The organism is Caballeronia sp. GAWG1-1, assembly GCF_023631465.1.
GTDB lineage: Bacteria > Pseudomonadota > Gammaproteobacteria > Burkholderiales > Burkholderiaceae > Caballeronia.
This window is the reverse complement of record NZ_JALQDB010000014.1, coordinates 312,562-332,849: the sequence shown is the minus strand read 5'-3', so window position 1 is coordinate 332,849 and position 20,288 is coordinate 312,562. Positions and strand designations below refer to the sequence as shown.

Annotated in this window: 21 protein-coding genes and 2 tRNA genes; 10 read left to right on the top strand and 13 right to left on the bottom strand. The window is 61.8% G+C overall.

The window, feature by feature from the left end; all coding sequences use genetic code 11:
- Window positions 1–14 precede the first annotated feature (14 nt).
- Complete coding sequence (locus tag NCT03_RS10230; RefSeq protein WP_244825868.1) at window positions 15–986, top strand: thymidylate synthase; 972 nt, start codon at window positions 15–17, stop codon at window positions 984–986.
- A gap of 62 nt (window positions 987–1,048) precedes the next feature.
- On the opposite strand, the gene NCT03_RS10225 is transcribed toward NCT03_RS10230, so the two are convergent.
- Window positions 1,049–1,771 (bottom strand): ArsR/SmtB family transcription factor, encoded by a 723-nt coding sequence (locus NCT03_RS10225; protein ID WP_244825867.1) that lies wholly within the window; start codon window positions 1,769–1,771, stop codon window positions 1,049–1,051.
- 139 nt (window positions 1,772–1,910) lie between these two features.
- On the opposite strand from NCT03_RS10225, the gene NCT03_RS10220 reads away from it, so the two are divergent.
- On the top strand, window positions 1,911–2,057 hold the full coding sequence (locus tag NCT03_RS10220) for a hypothetical protein (RefSeq protein WP_244825866.1): 147 nt from the start codon (window positions 1,911–1,913) through the stop codon (window positions 2,055–2,057).
- Between the two features lie 76 nt (window positions 2,058–2,133).
- Entirely contained in the window at window positions 2,134–2,667 is a 534-nt protein-coding gene (locus NCT03_RS10215; RefSeq protein ID WP_250465286.1) for an acyl-CoA thioesterase, read from the top strand.
- Window positions 2,668–2,726: 59 nt separating this feature from the next.
- Here the strand turns inward: NCT03_RS10215 and fumC are convergent, their stop codons facing one another.
- The 4 genes from fumC to NCT03_RS10195 form a co-directional block, all read right to left on the bottom strand.
- On the bottom strand, window positions 2,727–4,133 hold the full coding sequence (gene fumC / locus NCT03_RS10210) for a class II fumarate hydratase (RefSeq protein ID WP_250492618.1): 1,407 nt from the start codon (window positions 4,131–4,133) through the stop codon (window positions 2,727–2,729).
- A 53-nt stretch (window positions 4,134–4,186) separates the two neighbouring features.
- Window positions 4,187–5,809, bottom strand: a complete 1,623-nt coding sequence (locus NCT03_RS10205) for a phospholipase D family protein (protein ID WP_244825862.1) — start codon at window positions 5,807–5,809, stop codon at window positions 4,187–4,189.
- Between the two features lie 421 nt (window positions 5,810–6,230).
- Window positions 6,231–7,661 (bottom strand): MATE family efflux transporter, encoded by a 1,431-nt coding sequence (locus NCT03_RS10200; protein ID WP_250492617.1) that lies wholly within the window; start codon window positions 7,659–7,661, stop codon window positions 6,231–6,233.
- Between the two features lie 28 nt (window positions 7,662–7,689).
- Entirely contained in the window at window positions 7,690–7,911 is a 222-nt protein-coding gene (locus NCT03_RS10195) for an RNA-binding S4 domain-containing protein (RefSeq protein ID WP_244825859.1), read from the bottom strand.
- Window positions 7,912–8,256: 345 nt separating this feature from the next.
- Here NCT03_RS10195 and NCT03_RS10190 point away from each other — a divergent pair, with 345 nt between their 5' ends.
- From NCT03_RS10190 to NCT03_RS10180, 3 genes are all read left to right on the top strand, one after another.
- Window positions 8,257–8,631, top strand: a complete 375-nt coding sequence (locus NCT03_RS10190) for a hypothetical protein (protein WP_244825857.1) — start codon at window positions 8,257–8,259, stop codon at window positions 8,629–8,631.
- Between the two features lie 73 nt (window positions 8,632–8,704).
- Window positions 8,705–8,965 (top strand): hypothetical protein, encoded by a 261-nt coding sequence (locus NCT03_RS10185; RefSeq protein WP_244825855.1) that lies wholly within the window; start codon window positions 8,705–8,707, stop codon window positions 8,963–8,965.
- A gap of 109 nt (window positions 8,966–9,074) precedes the next feature.
- A complete protein-coding gene (locus NCT03_RS10180) occupies window positions 9,075–11,240 on the top strand; it encodes an ATP-dependent helicase (protein WP_284503145.1) in 2,166 nt (721 codons plus the stop codon).
- A 24-nt stretch (window positions 11,241–11,264) separates the two neighbouring features.
- Here the strand turns inward: NCT03_RS10180 and NCT03_RS10175 are convergent, their stop codons facing one another.
- The 5 genes from NCT03_RS10175 to NCT03_RS10155 form a co-directional block, all read right to left on the bottom strand.
- Entirely contained in the window at window positions 11,265–12,029 is a 765-nt protein-coding gene (locus NCT03_RS10175) for a DUF4088 family protein (RefSeq protein ID WP_244825852.1), read from the bottom strand.
- A 146-nt stretch (window positions 12,030–12,175) separates the two neighbouring features.
- Window positions 12,176–12,508 (bottom strand): AzlD domain-containing protein, encoded by a 333-nt coding sequence (locus NCT03_RS10170; RefSeq protein WP_250465282.1) that lies wholly within the window; start codon window positions 12,506–12,508, stop codon window positions 12,176–12,178.
- Window positions 12,505–13,191: an AzlC family ABC transporter permease gene (locus tag NCT03_RS10165; RefSeq protein WP_250465310.1), complete on the bottom strand. Its 687-nt coding sequence runs from the start codon at window positions 13,189–13,191 to the stop codon at window positions 12,505–12,507. The genes NCT03_RS10170 and NCT03_RS10165 overlap by 4 nt, the downstream gene beginning before the upstream one ends.
- Window positions 13,192–13,457: 266 nt before the next feature.
- Window positions 13,458–13,937 carry a CreA family protein gene (locus NCT03_RS10160; RefSeq protein WP_250465281.1) on the bottom strand — a complete coding sequence of 160 codons (480 nt, stop codon included), beginning with the start codon at window positions 13,935–13,937 and terminating at the stop codon, window positions 13,458–13,460.
- A 289-nt stretch (window positions 13,938–14,226) separates the two neighbouring features.
- Complete coding sequence (locus NCT03_RS10155) at window positions 14,227–14,973, bottom strand: FadR/GntR family transcriptional regulator (protein ID WP_244825847.1); 747 nt, start codon at window positions 14,971–14,973, stop codon at window positions 14,227–14,229.
- 128 nt (window positions 14,974–15,101) lie between these two features.
- Between NCT03_RS10155 and NCT03_RS10150 the strand changes: the two genes are divergently transcribed.
- From NCT03_RS10150 to NCT03_RS10140, 3 genes are read left to right on the top strand one after another with little or no spacing between them, the layout of a single operon-like run.
- On the top strand, window positions 15,102–15,845 hold the full coding sequence (locus NCT03_RS10150; RefSeq protein WP_244825846.1) for a (Fe-S)-binding protein: 744 nt from the start codon (window positions 15,102–15,104) through the stop codon (window positions 15,843–15,845).
- Window positions 15,842–17,245, top strand: coding sequence for a lactate utilization protein B (locus NCT03_RS10145; RefSeq protein ID WP_250492616.1), 1,404 nt, complete (start codon window positions 15,842–15,844; stop codon window positions 17,243–17,245). Before NCT03_RS10150 ends, NCT03_RS10145 begins: the two co-directional genes overlap by 4 nt.
- Complete coding sequence (locus NCT03_RS10140; protein WP_244825844.1) at window positions 17,242–17,826, top strand: LutC/YkgG family protein; 585 nt, start codon at window positions 17,242–17,244, stop codon at window positions 17,824–17,826. The genes NCT03_RS10145 and NCT03_RS10140 overlap by 4 nt, the downstream gene beginning before the upstream one ends.
- Window positions 17,827–17,906: 80 nt before the next feature.
- Here NCT03_RS10140 and NCT03_RS10135 read toward each other — a convergent pair.
- From NCT03_RS10135 to fdxA, 3 genes are all read right to left on the bottom strand, one after another.
- Window positions 17,907–17,982: transfer RNA gene (locus tag NCT03_RS10135), tRNA-Asn, on the bottom strand.
- Between the two features lie 103 nt (window positions 17,983–18,085).
- A tRNA-Asn gene (locus tag NCT03_RS10130) sits at window positions 18,086–18,161 on the bottom strand.
- A gap of 140 nt (window positions 18,162–18,301) precedes the next feature.
- A complete protein-coding gene (fdxA, locus tag NCT03_RS10125; RefSeq protein ID WP_062633607.1) occupies window positions 18,302–18,625 on the bottom strand; it encodes a ferredoxin FdxA in 324 nt (107 codons plus the stop codon).
- Between the two features lie 321 nt (window positions 18,626–18,946).
- Between fdxA and pncB the strand changes: the two genes are divergently transcribed.
- Complete coding sequence (pncB, locus tag NCT03_RS10120) at window positions 18,947–20,140, top strand: nicotinate phosphoribosyltransferase (protein WP_244825843.1); 1,194 nt, start codon at window positions 18,947–18,949, stop codon at window positions 20,138–20,140.
- Window positions 20,141–20,288: the final 148 nt, after the last annotated feature.

The following is a 20,288-nucleotide window of genomic DNA, read 5'->3' as shown; positions in this document are numbered from 1 at the left end:
CCAAGGATCATCGAATGAAACAGTATCTCGAGCTCGTCCAGACGATTCTCGATACCGGCACGTGGCAGGAAAACCGCACGGGCATTCGCACTATCGGCATTCCGGGCGCGATGTTGCGCTTCGACTTGCAACAAGGCTTTCCTGCCGTTACGACGAAGAAGCTCGCGTTCAAGTCGGCGATCGGCGAAATGGTCGGCTTTCTGCGCGCCTCGAAGAGCGCCGCTGACTTCCGCGCGCTCGGTTGCAAGGTCTGGGACGCGAACGCCAATGAAAATCCGCAGTGGCTCGAGAATCCGTATCGCCAGGGCGAGGACGATCTCGGCGACGTGTATGGCGTGCAATGGCGTAAATGGCCCGCCTACAAGCTCGTGGATGCCTGCGCGGGCGACCAGATCGCCGACGCCACCAATCGCGGCTATCAATTGGTGACGAGCTTCGTCGAAAACGGCCGCGAGCAGGTGCTGCTGTATAAGGCGATCGACCAGTTGAGGCAATGTCTCGATACGATCATCGAGCGTCCCACCGACCGGCGCATTCTTTTTCATGCGTGGAATCCGGCCAAGCTCGACGAGATTGCTTTGCCCGCGTGTCATCTGCTGTATCAATTCATCCCGAACGTAACGACGCGCGAGATTTCGCTGTGTCTTTATATCCGCAGTAACGATGTCGGGCTCGGCACGCCGTTCAATCTGACCGAAGGCGCGGCGCTGCTGCATCTCGTCGGACGGCTGACCGGTTTCAAGCCGCGCTGGTTCACGTATTTCATCGGCGACGCGCATATTTACGAGAATCAACTCGATATGCTGAACGAGCAATTGAAGCGCGAGCCTTTTCCGAGTCCCCAGCTCATCATTTCGGATCGCGTGCCGGATTACGCTGTCACGAAACGCTATGAACCGGAATGGCTGGAACAAATCGAGCCGAAAGACTTTGCGCTCGAAGGTTATAAACACCATGAAGCTTTGAAGGCGCCGATGGCGGTTTGATTATCGCTTTCTCATGCAGGACGCAAAAACGCACGGCGCAAAACCGTGCGTTTTTGTTTGGCTCAGCGCATCGACAGAAATTGTTGGAAGTGTTGCTGTCCTGAGGGCGTTACGCGCAGCACACGGCGTTTCGATGTCGGTTCGATCCAGCCATGCGCTTCGCAAGCGTCGAGAAACGCCGCACCAAGCGCGCCGCCTAAGTGCGGCCGCCGCTCGCTCCAGTCGATGCACGTACACGCAAAACGTCTGCGGCGCGCCCGCTGTGCCGTCAGGTCGATACCCAGTTGCGCGAAGGCCTGCGCGCCGTCTTTCGTGGCTTCGAGTTCGGTGGCGCCGTCTGCGGCGAGCCAGTCGCGAGCGATCATCGTATCGAAGACACGCACCGCCAGTTCGCCCGCCAGATGGTCGTAGCACGTGCGCGCGTAGCGCATGTCGAGTGGCACCGCGCTCGGCGGCCGCTGCGGCTCGCGCTCCGGCGCGCTCGCGCGCGCGAGATTGGCGAGCGCTTCGATCGCGGCAGCGATATCGGCGGTCGCGATCCGGTAATAGCGATGCCGCCCGCTCACTTCCAGCGCCAGCAACCCGCCTTCGGTCAGACGCGCGAGATGTCCGCTCGCCGCGGAAGGCGAGAGTCCCGCGATCATCGTGAGTTCGCCGGCGGGGCGCGCGGTGCCGTCCATCAGCGACCAAAGCATGGCCGCGCGGCCCGGATCGGCGAGCAACGCCCCAATGCGCGAAAGGCCGGGAAAGTGGCGGGAGCGAGAGTCTTCGGGGCTTGAGTTCATGGCGCTTCTCCGGAACCGTTTCAGATACTCTAGCGCGCAATCGCACGCGATGTTTCACTGCCCGGTGAAACGTCGATGCATCCGCAGCCGGCGCTAGTATGGCCCTTCGTATCGGTAATCGCGGCAGCAAGGAGTTCGCATGATCAGATTCATCACAGTCACCGTCGTCGCCGGGTTGATCGCGCTTGTCGCCGGATGCGCGGGCGGGCCTTCTTCGGCGGGCGCGGGCGGCGGCAGCATCACGATGTACGGCACCATCGACGAAGGCGTGACCGTGCACAATTAGCCGAGCTTTTTGCCGACCCTATAATCGGGCGTATGCGCCTTGAAGAGCGCGTGCAACTTCGATAAAACGGAACGCCATGAATACGCCCATTTCCACTTTCGCTCCCGCCGAACCCGGCGCCCTTCGCGCGGGCCGCGCCGAAACCACGTTTCGTTTTCTCGCCGAACCGACTTCGGTGAACTTCGGCGGCAAGGTGCACGGCGGCGCGTTGATGAAGTGGATCGACGAAACCGCGTACGCATGCGCGGCGATGTGGTCCGGGCGGTATGCCGTGACGGTGAGCGTCGGCAATATCCGCTTTCGCAGGCCGATTCTCGTCGGCAATCTCGTGGAACTACGCGCGCGCGTGGTGGCGACCGGGCGCACCAGCATGCATATCCATATCTCCGTGCACGCGGGCGATCCGAAAGTCGGCGAGCTCGAACAGACCACCGATTGCCTGATGGTCTTCGTCGCCGTCGATGAAAAAGGTCAACCGACACCCGTGCCCGCGTTCGTGCCGGAATCGGACGAAGAGAAGCGTCTTGCACGCTACGCGATGGACGTGAAAGATGCGCTCGACGCTATCGTCGAACTGAAGCCGGAAGAGGTCGCGGCGGGGAAGGTTTGAAGCGCATTGACCGGTGAAGCCCGCGCATGCGCACGCGGGCTTCGTGATCGATCGACAAGCTACTTGTTGCCGACCATGTCCTGCGGCTTGACCCATTCATCGAACTGCTGCTCGGTTACGTGTCCGAGCGCCAGCGCCGATTCCTTCAGCGTCGTGCCTTCCTTGTGCGCCTTCTTTGCGATCTGCGCGGCTTTGTCGTAGCCGATATGCGGATTGAGCGCCGTCACGAGCATCAGCGATTCGTTCAGGAGACTCTCGATACGCTTCTCGTTCGGCTCGATACCGACCGCGCAGTTGTCGTTGAAACTGAGCGCGCCATCCGCGAGCAGACGCACGGACTGCAGCACGTTATGCGCGATCATCGGCCGGAACACGTTCAGTTCGAAGTTGCCGCTCGCGCCGCCGAAGTTCACCGCCACGTCGTTGCCGAAAACCTGACAACAGAGCATGGTCACGGCTTCGGACTGCGTGGGATTGACCTTGCCCGGCATGATCGAGCTACCCGGCTCGTTTTCCGGAATCGAAAGTTCGCCCAGCCCGCAGCGCGGACCGCTCGCGAGCCAGCGGATGTCGTTGGCAATCTTCATGAGCCCGGCGGCGACCGTCTTCAACGCGCCGTGCGCGGCGACGAGCGCATCGGCGGCGGCCATCACTTCGAATTTGTTGGGCGCGGTTTCGAACGGCAGGCCGGTCAACTTGCCGATGGCCGCCGCGACCTTCACCGCGAACTGCGGATGCGCATTGAGCCCCGTGCCGACGGCCGTGCCGCCTTGCGCGAGCTGATACAGATGCGGCAAGGTTGCCTCGACGTGACGAATGCCCTGATCGAGTTGCGCGACATAGCCTGAGAATTCCTGGCCGAGCGTGAGCGGCGTTGCGTCCTGCAAGTGCGTGCGGCCAATTTTCACGATATCCGCGAAGGCCTTCGATTTTTTGTCGAGCGTGTCCCGCAGCGTCTTGAGCGCCGGCACGAGATGCTTGACGATGGCAAATGCGGCGGCGACATGCATGGCCGTCGGAAATACGTCGTTGGACGACTGTCCGCGATTCACGTCGTCGTTCGGATGCACGAGGCGCTCTTCGCCGCGCTCACCGCCGAGCAGCTCGCTTGCGCGATTCGCGATCACCTCGTTGAGATTCATGTTGGTCTGCGTGCCGGAGCCCGTCTGCCACACGGCGAGCGGAAACTCGTCCGGATGCTTGCCGTCGATGATCTCCTGCGCGGCCTCCTTGATCGCCTTGGCTTTCTTGGCGTCGAGCACCTTCAGCTCTTCGTTCACGTCGGCGGCTGCGTGCTTGACGATAGCGAGCGCCGTGATCAGCTCGGGCGACTGCTTTTCAGTCGATATCTTGAAGTTCTGCAAGGAGCGCTGCGTTTGCGCGCCCCAAAGCTTGTCGTTCGGCACGGCAATCTCGCCGAACGTGTCCTTCTCCATGCGTACATCGCCCTTTGCGTTCTGTGTCATTGCTTGAAGCTCCTTACGAGAGTCAGATTCGGTGCCGATGCGAGCCGCCCGCTTCATAACTGCTTGTCGACTGGCAGCAGCATGAAGAGGCCCGTCATCACGTTTCGATACAAGCCCGCTTCGGGATCGAAGTTATAGGTGACCATGCCGTCCTTGCCCTTCGTCGTCCAGACGAGGCCGGATTGCGGCGAACCGGTGCGCTGCAGACTCGCCATCACCGCCGCGCTCGCCAGTTCCACGCGATAGCTCACCTCGGGCGTGATGCCTCGATCGAACAGCTTCGCGGTCTGATCGGCGATAGGCTGGCTATGGATCACGAGCGCGAGTTCGGTGTTGAGCAGCGCCGAGCGCGGATCGAGATTCATCGAGCCGATCACGAGGATACTCCGATCGATGACATACGCCTTTGCATGCAGACTCGCGCGCGATTGCGAGCCGAACAGCCCGGCGCGCGGACGGCCTTCGCCCTGAATCTGAATCGGCTTGAATTCGTACAGTTCGACGCCGTTTTGCAGCAGAGGAATGCGATACGGCGCGTAGCCCGCCTGGACCGCGACGGCATCGGTGGCGGCGAGGGAGTTGGTCAGCACCGCGACGCGCACGTGGCGCCGCGTGACATCGGCGAGCGCCTTCACGCCTGCATCGTGCGGCACGAAGTAGGGCGACAGAATCAGGAATTCGCTTTGCGCGCTCTTCAGCAGGTCGGCGAGACGCGTCATCGGCGGACTCTTGTAGTCCTCGCTCGGGTTCTCGATCTTCGACGGCGAATCGGCCCAGAATTCGGTCTCTGCCCACACGAGTTCCAGATCTTCCTGCGCGATCTGCTGCGCGAGCGGCGTCGCGTTCAGCGGCTTGGCATTGAGCGGTTCGGCTTGCGCGCGCCAGTGTGCGCGCAGATCGTCGCGCGTCTTGTCTAGCTCGGACGCGTCGAATTTCTGCTTGTTCAACACGCGCAGCGGATACGACAGCGCGCTGTTCCAGTAGTCGTCGAAACTCGCGGAGACTTTTTGCGCGATGGGTCCGGCGGTGAAGACATCGAGATCGCGGAACTGCAGCGTCGGACTCGCGCTGAAGTATTCGTCGCCGAGATTGCGGCCGCCGACGATGGCGATCTGGTTATCCGCGATCATCGCCTTGTTATGCATGCGGCGCGTGAAGCCATCGACATTGGAGAAGAAGTTCTGCGTGCGTTCGGTGAAGCTCTCGCGCGCGCTGCCGTATGGGTTGAACACGCGAATCTCGATGTTTTGATGCGTGTTCAGCGCCGCCATGATGCGGTCGATGTCCTTGAAGTTCAGGTCGTCGACGAGCATGCGCACGCGCACGCCGTGGTCCGCCACGTAGAGCGCGGCGGCGAGCAGCAGCTTGCCGGTGTTGTCTTCCTCGGCGATGTAGTACTGCATGTCGAGCGTTTTCGTCGCCGCGCGCGCGAGCGCAATGCGCGCCTGCAGCGCTTCCGTGCCGCTTGGCAGGAGACGCACGGCGGACTGGTCCGGGTGCTTGCGTTCGAGCGGCGCGAGCGCGTCGCCGAGCGGCGTGCTTTCGCTGGCCGGCAAAGCCTGGCTCACCGGGCGATCGAACGCCGTGGCGGGCGGGCGTGTCGCGCAAGCGGCGCAAAGTGCCGTCAGCGCGAGCGTTGCGAAGAGGCGCGCGGTGCGACTCGAAATCTTCCTCATGCTGCTCGTTCTTGCATTTGCACTCGCACTTGCACTTGCACTGATGGCAGCTTCATCCATTCCCCGGTTTCGCGACACTGTCATTCCTCTTTTTCGTGGTCTCGATACGGCCCGGCATTCATGACGATGCCGATGCTCGGTTTCGCGACGTAGCAATTACCGTTCTCGCCGTGCTGGTCTCGAAAATATTCTATGGGAAATTGGACGATTCGCCCGGAAAGGCAGTACGCGACCCGCGTATCGGCGCCGGAGCGCGGACGAAAAAAAGCCCGCTCGGGTGGAGCGGGCTTGAACCCCTGTCACTGGAGTCTCAAGGAGGAGACGGGTTCATCCTAACAATGCCTGCTGGTCTCTCCAACCAAGGATTCGTGCTTTGTATGTGGGGAAGCGGTTGTGATGCTTATTTGCTCGAACCACGCGCTCAGGTCGGGCCGTGAACCGGCGCGGTCGCGCCATCCGCAACCTTCACGCTTCCCGTCTCGACCATCCGCCGGCTGATTCGATGAAAACGCAGCGTCATCAGCATGGCAACGCTCGCGAGCCCCGCCGCGAGGCCCCACCACAAGCCCTTCGCGCCCAGTTCGAAGTGAAACGCGAGCACATAACCCGTCGGAAAACCGACGCCCCAGTAACCGAACGCGGCGGCGAGCATCGGCACGCGAGTGTCCTTGAGGCCGCGCAGGCAGCCGGAACCGACCGTCTGCATGCCATCGACGATCTGGAACACGGCGGCGACACCCAGCAGCGAGGCCGCGAGCGCAACCGTCTGCGCGTTTTTCGGATCGCCGAGATGCAGATACAGCCCGACGATCGCGCGCGGCACGGTAATCAGCACGAGTCCCGACAGCACCATGAAGCCGACGCCGAGCGCGAGCGCGACGAAGCCCGCATGACGCGCCGCGAGCGGCACGCCTGCGCCGACCCAATAGCTCACGCGCACGTTCGCCGCCTGTCCGATGGCAAGCGGCACCATGAAGGCCACCGACGCCACGTTGATCGCGATTTGGTGCGCGGCGAGCGGCGCTTCGCCAAGCAAGCCGACCATGAGGCCGGTGGCGAGAAACAGCGTGGATTCGACGCCATACGTGATGGCGACCGGCCAGCCGATGCCGAAGAGTTCGCCCATGAGCGGCATGCGCGGACGCGCCGCGACGACGAAATGACGATAGCGCGGCCGCAGATGCAACAGCGCGACGAGCGCGAGCGCAATGCCCCAAATGGTGATCGTGGTCGCCGCAGCCGAGCCGAGAAACCCTTCGCGCGGCAGGCCCCAGGCGCCGTGAATCAGCCCGTAGTTGAGGAAACCGTTGACGAACACACCGCCGATCGACACCCATGAAAGCCTGCGCGCCGCGCCGATAGCCGGCAGAAACGCGCGCATCAATCCAATGCCGATGAGGCTGCCCGGCGTGCCCCAGCGCAGCACGGCGCAATACTCACCGACATTCCGGGCCAGCGTCGCGGGTTCATGGAACGCGAGGAGAATCGGCTCGGCGTAGCTCAGGAGCACGAACGCGGGCACCGCAAGCAGCACCGACAACACGAGCCCCGTCCAGTAGATGCCCGGCACCTGATGTTCGGCGTTCGCGCCACGCGCATGCGCCACCGATACGCTGACGGACGTAAGCACGCCCTGCAGCAGCGTCACGATCACGAAGAACACGTTCGCGCCCAGGCCGCCGGCGGCGAGCGCATCGGGGCCTAACGAGCCGAGCAGGATGGTGTCGGTGACGCCCATCGCCATTTGCGAGAGTTGCGCGATGGCGAGCGGCGCCGCGAGCCGCGCCGTATCGACGGCATGGCGCGAAAAACTCGGCGGATGCGCCGCCGCGCGCGTGAAATGGGATTGCATGTCTTGAGCGGCCATTCGTGGCGACGGTTTATTCCGGCGCGCGGACTTGGATCTTCTGACCATCGAGTGCGACGACCTGACCCGCGCGAATCTTGCAGGTCTTGCGCATCTCGACTTTGCCGTCGACGCGGACATCGCCCATGGCAACGCGCGCTTTCGCGGAGCCGCCGCTGTCGGCGAGCCCCATCAGCTTGAGCAAGTTATGAAGTTCGACGTAGTCGCCCGTAAGGGTGAATTGAAGCGGTGGCATGGCGGGCGCGGAGGTTACTCGGGTTGATTCGAGGTGGATTCGAGATGAATTCGGGGCGAAGGCGTCAATGATAAACCAGTGGCCGCCCTCGAATAGCTGGGCACGCGCCGTGCTGGTGCATGACGGACTTCGGCGCGCGCTGTCATCGTATTGAAAGCAGGCGCGATGGCAATTGTAGCCAGATGAAACGGTCGGTAACAACGACTCGGTTCGTCGAACTTGGACGCGCATCGCCGAGTCCGATAGTTTGATCGATACAGCTTCGGTCATCTTTCCAATCGACAAAAGTCGTGCGTCATCGCAGTTCGTGGCCGCCGACGCTTAAACCAAGAGAGGACCTCGCTCATGATTAAGACTCGAAATCTGATGATCGGCACCGCATTCGCCGCCCTGACCGCCGCTTCGGGCGCTTTCGCCCAAACCACGGACGCCGTGCCGGCACAACCGGCGACGCCCGCGCCGCAAAATCTCGTCGCGCCCGCGCCGACCGATCCGCTGGTCCAGCGCCGCAACGCGAACGCCGAGGCGAACGCGGAGTACAAGGCATCGAAGAAGGCTTCGCAGGCCGACCTGAAGGCCGCGAACAAGCAGGCGAAGGCGCAGTACAAGGAGCAGGTGCGTAACGCGAAGATCAATCGCAAGGCGGATAAGGACGCCGCCAAGGATGAGTTGAACGCGACGGAATCCAACACGCCGAAGGACACGGGCTTGCAGCATTGATTTTGATGCGTTGGACGCGCGCCGCGGTGCCGTGGCGCGCGCTTCATGAGGCTTGAGAAAGGGAGGACACACCATGACTCGATCAAAGAATGCAGTGTTGGCCGCCGTGATTGCCGGGACGCTTGCGAGCGTCTCAGTGGTTTCGTTCGCGCAGACGACGAGCGATCAGCAGCCGAGCAGCGCGGACAAGAAGGCATCGAAAAAGCAGGCCGAAGCCAACAAGGACGCGGCCGTCGCTCAGGCCAAGGCCGACAAGAAGAAAACCGAAGCGCAGTCGGAAGCGAACGAAGCGGCTGCGGATGCGAAGCTCAAGAACGCGAAAAAGGCGGATTAGCAGGACGGTTGTTCGGGTAGTGCGAATGGTCCAGTCGGGTGCAACCCGCTGGGCCGTTTTTTTTTGCCCAACCAACCGGTGAGCGCAAACCCTTGCGTCTCCAGTCTGTATGGATATACAGTACACGTCACACTTTTTTGCGCCTCTTCCCGTGCTGACGCTCCCTGAAGAAACCGCCACCGCCGACGCAGCCGAAGCCCAGGTCGCCGCCTATCTCGCCAAGCTCAACGAGGCGCAGCGCCACGCCGTCGAATTCGGCGTCGATGAACCCAACCGCTGCGGCGGACCGCTTCTCGTCATCGCGGGCGCGGGGTCTGGCAAGACCAACACGCTGGCGCACCGCGTCGCGCATCTGCTGGTGAAAGGCGCCGACCCGCATCGCATCCTTTTGCTTACTTTCTCGCGCCGCGCCGCTGTCGAGATGACGCGTCGCGTCACGCGCATCGCCATGAACGCGCTTGGCACCAAGGCGGCCATCGCGCAAGGTCTCACGTGGTCAGGCACGTTCCATAGCGTTGGCGCGCGTTTGCTGCGCGATTACGCCGATCTCGTCGGGCTCGCGCCGTCGTTCACCATCAACGACCGCGAAGACTCCGCCGATCTCATGAACCTCGTGCGCCACGAGCTCGGGTTATCGTCGAAAGAGAAGCGCTTTCCCGCCAAGTCCACGTGCTTCAGCATTTATTCGCGCGTGGTCAACACGGGCGCCTCGCTTGCCGCCGTGCTGGATCAGTCGTATCCGTGGTGCCGCGAGTGGGAGGCGGACTTGAAGCGTCTCTTCGCCGCCTACGTCGCGGCCAAACAGACGCAAAGCGTGCTCGATTACGACGACCTCTTGCTTTACTGGTCGCATCTCGCGGCCGAGCCGACTATCGCCGCCGATCTGTCGAGCCGCTTCGATCACGTGCTCGTCGACGAATATCAGGACACCAACCGCCTTCAGGCCACCATTCTTCTGGCGATGAAACCGGACGGCCGCGGCCTCACCGTCGTCGGCGACGATGCGCAGTCCATCTACTCGTTTCGCGGCGCGACGGTGCGCAATATCCTCGATTTTCCGCGGCACTTCGACCCGCCCGCCGCGACCGTTACGCTCGATCGCAACTATCGTTCGACGCAGCCCATTCTCGAAGCGTCCAACGCGGTGATTGGCATGGCCACCGAGCGCTATACGAAGAACCTCTGGACCGACAAGGCATCGGCGCAAAAACCGCGCGTGGTGAGTGTCGCCGATGAAGCCGATCAGGCGCGCTACATCGTCGAGCAAGTGCTGGAGGCGCGCGAGGGCGGCATGAAGCTCAAGTCGCAGGCCGTGCTGTTTCGCGCGGCGCATCACAGCGCGACGCTCGAAATCGAACTCACGCGCAAGAACATTCCGTTCGTGAAATTCGGCGGGCTCAAGTTTCTCGACTCCGTGCACGTCAAGGACGTACTCGCCGTATTGCGCTGGGCGGAAAATCCGCGCGATCGTGTCGCCGGCTTTCGCGTGGCGCAATTGCTGCCGGGCGTCGGGCCGGCCATCGCCGGGCGGCTGCTGGACAGCGTGGCGCAAGCCGAACGTTCATCGAATGCGATTGCCGCCTTCCATGCGCCCGCCCGCGCCAGCGAAGACTGGCCGCGTTTCGTCGGCCTGATGGCGAAACTCTGCGGCCGCGAGAGCGGCTGGCCGGCGGAGTTCGAAATGATCCGCCGATGGTACGAGCCGCATCTCGAACGCAATCACGAAGACGCGGCCATTCGTCTTGGCGACGTATTGCAGATGGAGAGCATCGCGTCGACCTATCCCACGCGCGAGCGCTTTCTCACCGAACTTACGCTCGATCCGCCCGATGCGACCAGCGACGAGTCCGGCGTGCCTCTCATCGACGAAGATTATTTGATTCTCTCGACAATCCATTCGGCGAAGGGGCAGGAATGGCGCAACGTTTTCGTGCTGAACGGCGTGGACGGCTGCATTCCATCCGATCTGGGCACGGGTAGCGACGAGGAAATCGACGAAGAGCGGCGGCTGCTTTATGTGGCGATGACGCGCGCGAAGGAAGATCTGCATATCGTCACGCCGCAGCGCTTTTACGTGCACAACCAGACGCATCTGGGCGACCGGCACGTGTGGGCGCAACGCACGCGCTTCATTCCGCAGCATCTGATGCAGAATTTCGAAGCCACCGCGTGGCCGCCGGTTCCGGTCGCCGCCGCGCCGACGGCGGCGGGACTCGCGGCCGCGGCTAAGGCGAAGATCGATATCGCGGCGCGCTTGAAGGGGATGTGGGATTAGCGGTAAGCGGCGCCCGGTCCACGCCTAACGCTGCGCCCGCGAAGTCTTCGGCACGCGCGGCGCCGGCGCAAAGATGCTGCGCAGCCATGCGGCAAACCGCGTGAACCCATCATAAGGTTCATCGACAAACAACTCCGGTCGCAGCGAGCGAATGTATTCGAGTACCTGCTGCGCTTCCTGTTTCTGAATCGACCCATAAAAAATGCCAAGCCGCAGCAGACAGCGCAATTCACCGAGCTTCTCGCGCGCATTCGAGCCAACGCTGTTTTCCACCGCGATCTTCGTCTCATAGGTGCGCTGACGCAGCGAATCGGCGAGGCGCCATGCGGGCGTCTGCATCTTCTCCTCGACTTCGCGGATATCCATCGCGGCCGACTTGATCTGCGAGGCGAGCACATCGACTTGCGAAGCATCGCCCTTCGCCTCGGTGACGATGGCCGTCGCCCATTCGCGCGATGCCTTCACAAGATCCTCGGCGTTCCAGTCCGAGCGGATCGCGAACGCGAAACCGTGTTCGGCCGCCTGTCGGATCAAAATCTCGACGACATCCGGAAATTCCTTGTCGAGCGCGCGTTTGGCCCACGCGTACTGGCCTTGCGACAGCATGCGCTGCACCGCCTGCTCGGTCAGCGGCGTCGGATTGTCGAGCAGCTTGGCGCGCAGAAAGTCCTCGAACGTCGGCGTGACGAACTGCGGGTCGAGCTTGAGCGACAGGCGCATGAACGCCTCATAGTCGCGATGCAATGAAGCGATGGTCTCGTCGCGAAACGATAGGGTTATTTGACGCATGTTGGTTCCCGGTTCCGCGCTCGGATGGCCCGATGGCGGGAAATGCCTTTGGCGTCCGCTTCGACGGCGGAGTCCATTCGTTTCTGATAACGGCGTTACAGCCGGGAACTTGAGGGTGTTCTGAAAGCCGTTGCGCGAAGAAGCCTTTAACGCAAGACGACGAACTGCCAAACGAAGAAAACCGCGAGCGACACCCCGATGGTAAGCAAGGGCCGCCTGGTCCACGCGCACACGGCCACCGCAACCACGGCGGCCACGAGTTGCGGGTTGCGCCACGTGATTTCCGCTCCGTTGCCATGCGGCGAGACGGTCATCGGCACGATGATCGCGGTCAGCACCGTCACCGGCACGAAACCGAGCGCCGTGCGCACGATGGGCGGAAACGGCAACCGCTCGCCCAGCACGAAGACGGCCGCGCGGATCAGATACGTGACGAGCGCCATGCCGAGAATCAGCAGCACATAGTTCGATGTGGTCATCGTGCGCGCTCCTTGCGGTTATCGCCGTTCGATTCACGCTCGCGTCGTTCCATCAGCGTGATCGCCATGCCGACTCCGATTCCCACCAGCACCGCCGCAAGCAAGCCGAGCTTGTATGGCCAGTCCTGCCACGCGAACGACAGCACGCCCGATGCAATCGCCGCCGCGACGAAGCGCACGGCCACCAGTTGCGGCACGATGATGGCGATGAACGTCGCGACCATCGCGAAGTCCAGCCCGAGCGACTTGAGCCCTGGGAATGCGGCGCCGAAGAGCAAGCCGACGAGCGTCCACAGTTGCCAGTTCAGATACATCGAGAGGCCGGAGCCGAAGAAGTAGTGCGGGCCGATTTCGCCCGGCGCGCGCTTTTGATAATGCGCGTAAGCGACGGCGAACACTTCGTCGGTGAGCAGACCCGACAGCGCCCAGCGCCAGCGCGCGGGCAGATGCGCGACATAAGGCGCGAGCGTCGCCGAATAAAGGACGTGCCGCAAGTTGATGACGAAGGTCGTGGCCCAGATCACGATGAAGCTCGCGTGTCCCGCGATCATGCCGATGGCGATGAACTGCGCCGAGCCCGCGAACACCGCGAGCGACATCAACTGGCCGTGCCAGAGCGTGAGCGGGCTCGCCGTGACGAGCGTGCCGAAGATGACGCCGAAGGGCGCGGCGCCAACCATCATTGGAATGGTGTCGCGCGCGCCGGCGGCGAATTCCCGCAGCGCGGGGCTGGATACTGCTTTCAAATCGTGCCTCCGTTATAAGCCAATATGAGCGATTGGGCATTCATATCGGTCGCCGGGAGGATAAGGCATGCAGTAAGCATCGGGCTTGTACGATCGTGCGGCGCTCGTGGCTCGCGTGATGGTTTCAACCAGCCTGCCGGCAAGTCGTACAGTTTACAACTTCATTGTGGGCGCGGCGGGGCGCGCGCATCGCTTCACTTCCTTCACTTCACGGGAATGGTCGTGCCTTCGGGAACCGGCACCGCCGTCACGCTGTTCTTCGGACTACCGGTCGCAATGCGGTCGCTGTAGGTCAAGTAGACGAGCGTATTGCGTTTGGCGTCGACCACGCGCACCACGTGCAGCGTCTTGAAGATGAACGACATGCGGTCGGAGAAGACGTCGGTCTTCTGCTTGAGCGGCTGAGTGAATTTGATCGGCCCGACCTGACGGCAGGCGATAGACGATTCCGTCGGATCTTCCGCGATGCCGAGCGTACCTTTCACGCCGCCCGTGCGCGCCCGCGACACGTAGCAGGTGACGCCCGCGACGAGCGGATCGTCATAGGCTTCGACGGTCACGCGGTCGGAACCGGTGAAACGGAAATTGGTGTTGACGCTCGCGATTTCCTCGGCCTGCGCTGTGGCCGCGCCGAACGAGGTAACGAGCGCCGCAGCGGTAGCGGTGAGGAGAGTGCGGTTCATCGTGATCCTTCGGAAAAAGAGAAAGGGCGTCGTATTGTATCGACGCCCTTGCTGTTTTCCCGCAAGCATTCGGCCAATCGGCGATTCAATGGAAGATCAAATACAGGATCACCAGAACCACGACCGGCACACCGAGCAGCCATCCGAGTAGGTAAGGCATGTCGACCTCCTTCGCGTGTTGTTTTTGACGATTCCAGTATCGCGAGGAAGCGCGCGCGGCGTTAGCCGCGTGTGTCCTAAATACGTGTAGGCGCAGTCCTATGCTCTCTTACCGGCACGTTACGATTGGTCATTCCATCACGCGAATCCTGCGCGCCGGCTGATCCCGATACAGCGTGCGCACGTAATCGAGATGCGCTCCGGCGCATTCGCGGGCGCGGGCGGGGTCGCGGGCGGCGATGGCATCGAACATGGCGCGATGCTGAGCGAGCAGGTTCGCTTCGACTTCATCGTCGTAATCGACCAGACGGTGCGATGTCAGCATGGACTCGCGCACCAATTCGTTGAGACCGTGCATGACGTGCGCCAGCGCGACGTTGTGCGTGGCGTCGGCGATAGCCAGATGAAACGCGGCGTCTTTTTCGGCAATGCGCGTGCTCTTGTCGGCCACCGCGGCTTCGAGCGCCTGGAATGCATCGGCGATGCGCGTCAGATCCGCCTCGGAGGCGCGCTCGGCGGCGTAGGCAGCGGACAGCGTTTCGAGGCCATGACGCAATTCGAGGACATCGGCGCTGGCGTTGGGTTGCTGTTCGAGGAGTGCGGCGAGTGGATGCGACACGAGCGGCGCCGTCACATCCGACACGACGAATCCGCCGCGTGCCACCGCGCGGATGAAGCCGTCCGACTCCAGCCGAATAAGCGCCTCGCGCAGCGACGGCCGCGAAACGTTGAGTTGTTCCGCCAGATCGCGCTCGGCTGGGAGGCGCTGGCCAGGCAGGAGCGTGCCATTCGAGATCAACTCGCGTATCTGCCCCGACACTACGTCCGACAAGCGCACGCGGGCGTAGGAATGCGAGTGGACGGGCTGAAAAGGCATCGTTCGAGCAGTGGAGGTAAATCGGAACTTTCGGAGTTTGACACGAAAGAGCCATCTCTTTAAAGTCTTGGTCAGACCAAGCTTACCAAAATCCGGCCCCCAATCCTCAAGTCGCCGTTTCGGATCCCATGAAAGTCGCCCTGTTTGTGCCCTGTTTCATTGACGCCTTCTACCCGCAGATCGGCGTCGCCACGCTGGAACTGCTCGAACGCCTCGGACTCGATGTCGATTACCCGCAGGATCAAACCTGCTGCGGCCAGCCGATGGCCAATAGCGGCGCTCACAAGGAGGCCGCAGGCGCCGAGCGCGTGTTTGCGCGCAACTTCGCGGATTACGACTACGTCGTCGGACCGTCGGCGAGTTGCGTGCATCACGTGCGCGAGCACTTCACGGCCATCGAGCAGACGAGCGCGGTATCGAAGGTCAGAAAAAACACCTACGAGCTCGTCGAATTTCTGCACGACGTCTTGCAGGTGCGCGAATTTCCGTGGGCCGAATTCCCGCATCGCGTCGGGCTGCACAACAGCTGCAGCGCGGTGCGGCACTTGCGCGAAACGTCGAATTCGGAAGTGGCGGCGGCGCCGTTTTCCAAGCCGCGCGCGCTGCTCGAAGGCGTGAAGGGCATCGAATTCGTCACGCCCGCGCGACCCGACGAATGCTGCGGCTTCGGCGGCACGTTCTCCGTGACCGAGGAAGCCGTGTCCGTGCGCATGGGTCAGGACAAAGTACGCGATCACGTCGGCGCGGGCGCGCAGTACATCGTGTCGGGCGACATGTCGTGTCTCATGCATCAGCAGGGATGCGCCGAGCGTCTCAAACTCGATGCGCGTTTCATCCATATCGCGCAGGTTCTTAACGGAGCGCGCGCATGAGCAAGACCTCGGGCAAGTCGGTGAGAATCGATCACGCGAAGGCGGCGGGCGCGTTTCTGCAGAAGCCGGATCACGTCGCGTTCCACGACAAGCGGCTGTGGGACTTGCGCAGCAAGCGCGACGCGCAGGCGCACGGTATTCCCGAATGGGAGGAGATGCGCAATCTCGCGTCGGGCATCAAGGAACATACGCTGTCCAATCTCTCCGAATACCTCGCGCAGTTCGCGGATCAGGCGGAGAAGAACGGCGTCATGGTGCACTTCGCGGCCAACGCGGAAGAGCACAACGCGCTCGTCCACAAGCTGATGAGCGAACGCGGCATGACCACGTTCGTCAAGAGCAAATCCATGCTCACCGACGAATGCTACATGCGCGACTATCTCGAACCGCGCGGCATCACGGTGATGGAAACCGATCTTGGCGAACGCATTCAGCAGCTGGATCACCAGGACCCGAGCCATATGGTCGTGCCGGCCGTACACAAGCTGCGCGCGGATGTAGCCGAGCTTTTTGGACGCACGATCGGCACCGATCCGGACAACAGCGACATCCACTATCTCGCCGAAAGCCAGCGCATGGACACGCGGCCGTACTTCGTGCGCGAGAAGACGGCCGGCATGACGGGCTGCAATTTCGCGGTGGCGGAAACGGGCACGGTCGTCGTCTGCACGAACGAAGGCAACGCGGATCTCTCGGCGAACGTGCCGCCGCTGCATATCGCGTCCATCGGCATCGAGAAGATCATTCCGCGTATTGCCGATCTCGGCGTGTTCGTGCGCATGCTTTCGCGCAGCGCGCTCGGCTCGCCGATCACGCAGTACACGTCGCACTTTCGCGCGCCTCGGCCGGGCACGGAGATGCATTACATCCTCGTCGATAACGGCCGTTCCGAACGCCTCGCGCTCGACGACTTCTGGTTCTCGCTCAAGTGCATTCGCTGCGGCGCGTGCATGAATACGTGTCCGGTGTATCGGCGAAGCGGCGGGCTATCGTACGGCGGCACGTACTCGGGGCCGATCGGCGCGATCATCAATCCGACGCACGATCTCAAGCGCTACAGCAGCCTGCCGTTTGCCTCGACGATGAACGGCAGTTGCACCAACGTCTGCCCGGTGAAGGTGAATATTCACGAACAGATCTACAAGTGGCGCGAGGTGATCGCCGAACGTCACGAAGTGCCGTTCGTGAAACAGGAAGTGCTGAAGATGGCGGGACGGCTGCTCGCGAGTCCGACGCTTTATCGCGCGACGGTGGCATCGCTTGGCGGCGCGCTCAAGCGGCTGCCGAACTTCGTGCTGTACAACCCGCTCAACATCTGGGGCCGGCAGCGTGACTTGCCCGAAGCGCCCGCCGAGACCTTCCACGAGTGGTACAAGAAAAACCGGAAGATCGCCAAATGACGACTCGCGAAGCTTTTCTGTCGAAGATCCGCGCGGCGCAGCCCGCTTCACGCCCGCTTCCCGATGTGCCCGTCTTCGCGACGCCCGAGGGCGATCTGCGCACGCGTTTCGAAACCGCGCTCATCGCCATGGGTGGAACATGCGTGGAAGCGCAGAGCCTGGACGAAGTCGGCGCGATGATCGCGCAACGTTTCGGCGATGGCGCAGCAGTGGCGTCGGCGGTGGCGGGAATCGAAGGCACGCGGCCGATTACGGTCGATACCGTTCCGTCGTCGCTTCAGGATGTCGATGTGGGCGTCGTGAGAGGGCGCTTCGGCGTGGCGGAGACTGGCTCCGTGTGGTTCAGCGAAAAGGAGTACGTCGTCAATTCAATCGGCTATATCGTGCAGCATCTCGTCGTGCTGCTCGATCCTTCGCAGCTCGTCGAAGGCTTGCAGCAGGTTTATCGACGACCCGATTTTCAGTCGGCCCGTTATGCGGTGCTGGTGACGGGGCCTTCGGCCACTGCGGATATCGAGGGCGTGCTGATTCGCGGCGCACAGGGCGTGCGATCGCTGACGGTTGTCTGGCTTGCTGCTTAGATGCTTTAGAAGAGCGCTACTGCTATTTGCGCAAACAAAAAAGCCCAGTCGAATGACTGGGCTTTTTGTACGAAACTGGGTGGCTCCCCGACCTGGGCTCGAACCAGGGACCTACGGATTAACAGTCCGGCGCTCTACCGACTGAGCTATCGGGGAACAGCTACTACGCTTGAAACGAGTCTCTGATGAGACAAAAAACCCAGCTCACAACTCGGCTGGGTTTTCCTTTGATTCTGTCTGGAACCTGCTCGATACTGAGTGGCTCCCCGACCTGGGCTCGAACCAGGGACCTACGGATTAACAGTCCGGCGCTCTACCAACTGAGCTATCGGGGAACAGCTACTGCAGAGAAACGAAATTATAGGGAGCGCTTTCTGCGCTGTCAACGCTCAATCTTCATTCAATAACGGTTTTTTGCATCGAAATTGATTGATCCTGCGCGTCCGACAAATGACACGGCGGCAAATACAGCCGCTTAGCGCTCCAGCAGATCCAGCTTTTCCTTCACGTCCTTGAATTCGTCGGCTTCCGGCAGCGGCGCCTTGGTCTTCGTGATGCTCGGCCAGTTGCGCGCGAGTTCCGCGTTCAGTTCGGTGAAGTGTTGCTGGTCGCCGGGAACGTCTTCTTCGGCATAGATTGCATTCACCGGGCATTCGGCCACGCACACGGCGCAGTCGATGCATTCGTCCGGATCGATCGCGAGAAAGTTGGGACCTTCGCGGAAGCAATCCACCGGGCACACGTCCACACAATCGGTGTAGCGGCACTTGATGCAGCTTTCGGTCACAACGTGAGTCATTCAGGCTCCTGCATACGCAATTCGGGGGAGGGCGGCGTTTTTAGATGACCATTTGGGCAGCGGCACAGGGCCGTGCGCGGCTCGCTCGCCAAAACGCATATTGTAGCGTAACGGTAAAAGGCGACGCGAGCGCCGCGCCATGCGCCTTATATCGATTCGTGATTAATGTATGCGGCTTTCCTAAAAGGGCCGGGGCGGCAGGATGCCGTGCACGCATTCGGGTAACATGAACGGACAGCGCGCGGCGCGTCTCGTCAATAGCGGTCGGTAGCGGCCGATACAGCGCGCGGGCATCCTTGCATCGATGTACAAGCCAGAACCATGATCATCAATTCGCTGCTCGATACCGATCTCTACAAATTCACCATGATGCAGGTGGTCCTGCATCATTTCCCGGCGGCGCACGTCGAGTATCGGTTTCGCTGCCGCACGCCGGAAGTGGATCTGGTGCCGTTCATCGACGAGATTCGGGACGAGGTGCGTCAACTCTGCAACCTGCGCTTCAAGGAAGAAGAGCTCGACTATCTGCGGCGAATGCGCTTCATCAAGAGCGACTTCATCGACTTTCTCGCGCTCTTTCATCTGAACGAGAAGTCCATTCGCATCGCGCCGTCGAAGAAGGGCAACGGCGAGATCGACATCGAAATAGAAGGGCCTTGGCTGCACACTATTCTCTTCGAGATTCCGGTGCTGGCCATTGTCAACGAAGTGTATTTCCGCAATATGCAGAAAAAGCCGGAATACGAAACCGGACGCGAACGTCTGCGCGACAAGATTAAACTGCTCGCCACACCGCCCGAATATTCGGACTGCAAGATAGCCGATTACGGCACGCGCCGCCGCTTTTCGGGCCAATGGCACGAGGAAGTCGTGCTAACGCTCAAGGAGCGGCTCGGCGAACAGTTCGCGGGCACGAGCAACGTGTTCTACGCGATGAAGCATGGTTTGCGTCCGCTCGGCACCATGGCGCATGAATACCTGCAAGCGTGTCAGGCGCTCGGCCCGCGTCTGCGCGACTCGCAGATCTTCGGCTTCGAGATGTGGGCGAAGGAATATCGCGGCGACCTGGGTATCGCGCTGTCGGATGTCTACGGCATGAAGGCGTTCCTGCGCGACTTCGACATGTACTTCTGCAAGCTCTTCGACGGCGCGCGTCACGATTCCGGCGATCCCTTCGACTGGGGCGAACGCCTCATCCGGCATTACGAGGAAAACCGCTGCGATCCGCGCACCAAGGTGCTCGTGTTCTCGGACGCGCTGGATATTCCGAAGGTGCTGCAACTGTATGAGCGTTTCCGCGGGCGCTGTCAGCTCGCGTTCGGCGTCGGCACGAATCTCACGAATGACCTGGGCTATCAGCCGTTGCAGATCGTCATCAAGATGGTTCGCTGCAATGGTCAGCCGGTGGCGAAACTCTCCGATTCCCCCGGCAAGAACATGTGCGACGACAAGGCATATCTGGCTTATCTGAGGCAAGTGTTCGGCATCGAGAAGCAAGCGGGCGAGACCGACTGACGCTTGGTTCGTGCTTTGTTCCCGCGCGCGGCCTATGCCTTTCGGCCGAGGTTCGCGCGCTCAAGACCGCTCGATATAATTCCATCGTGCCGCCAGGACTCGTGGTGCGCACGCATCCGGAACACTCTCGCACTCGTAAGGACGGCAC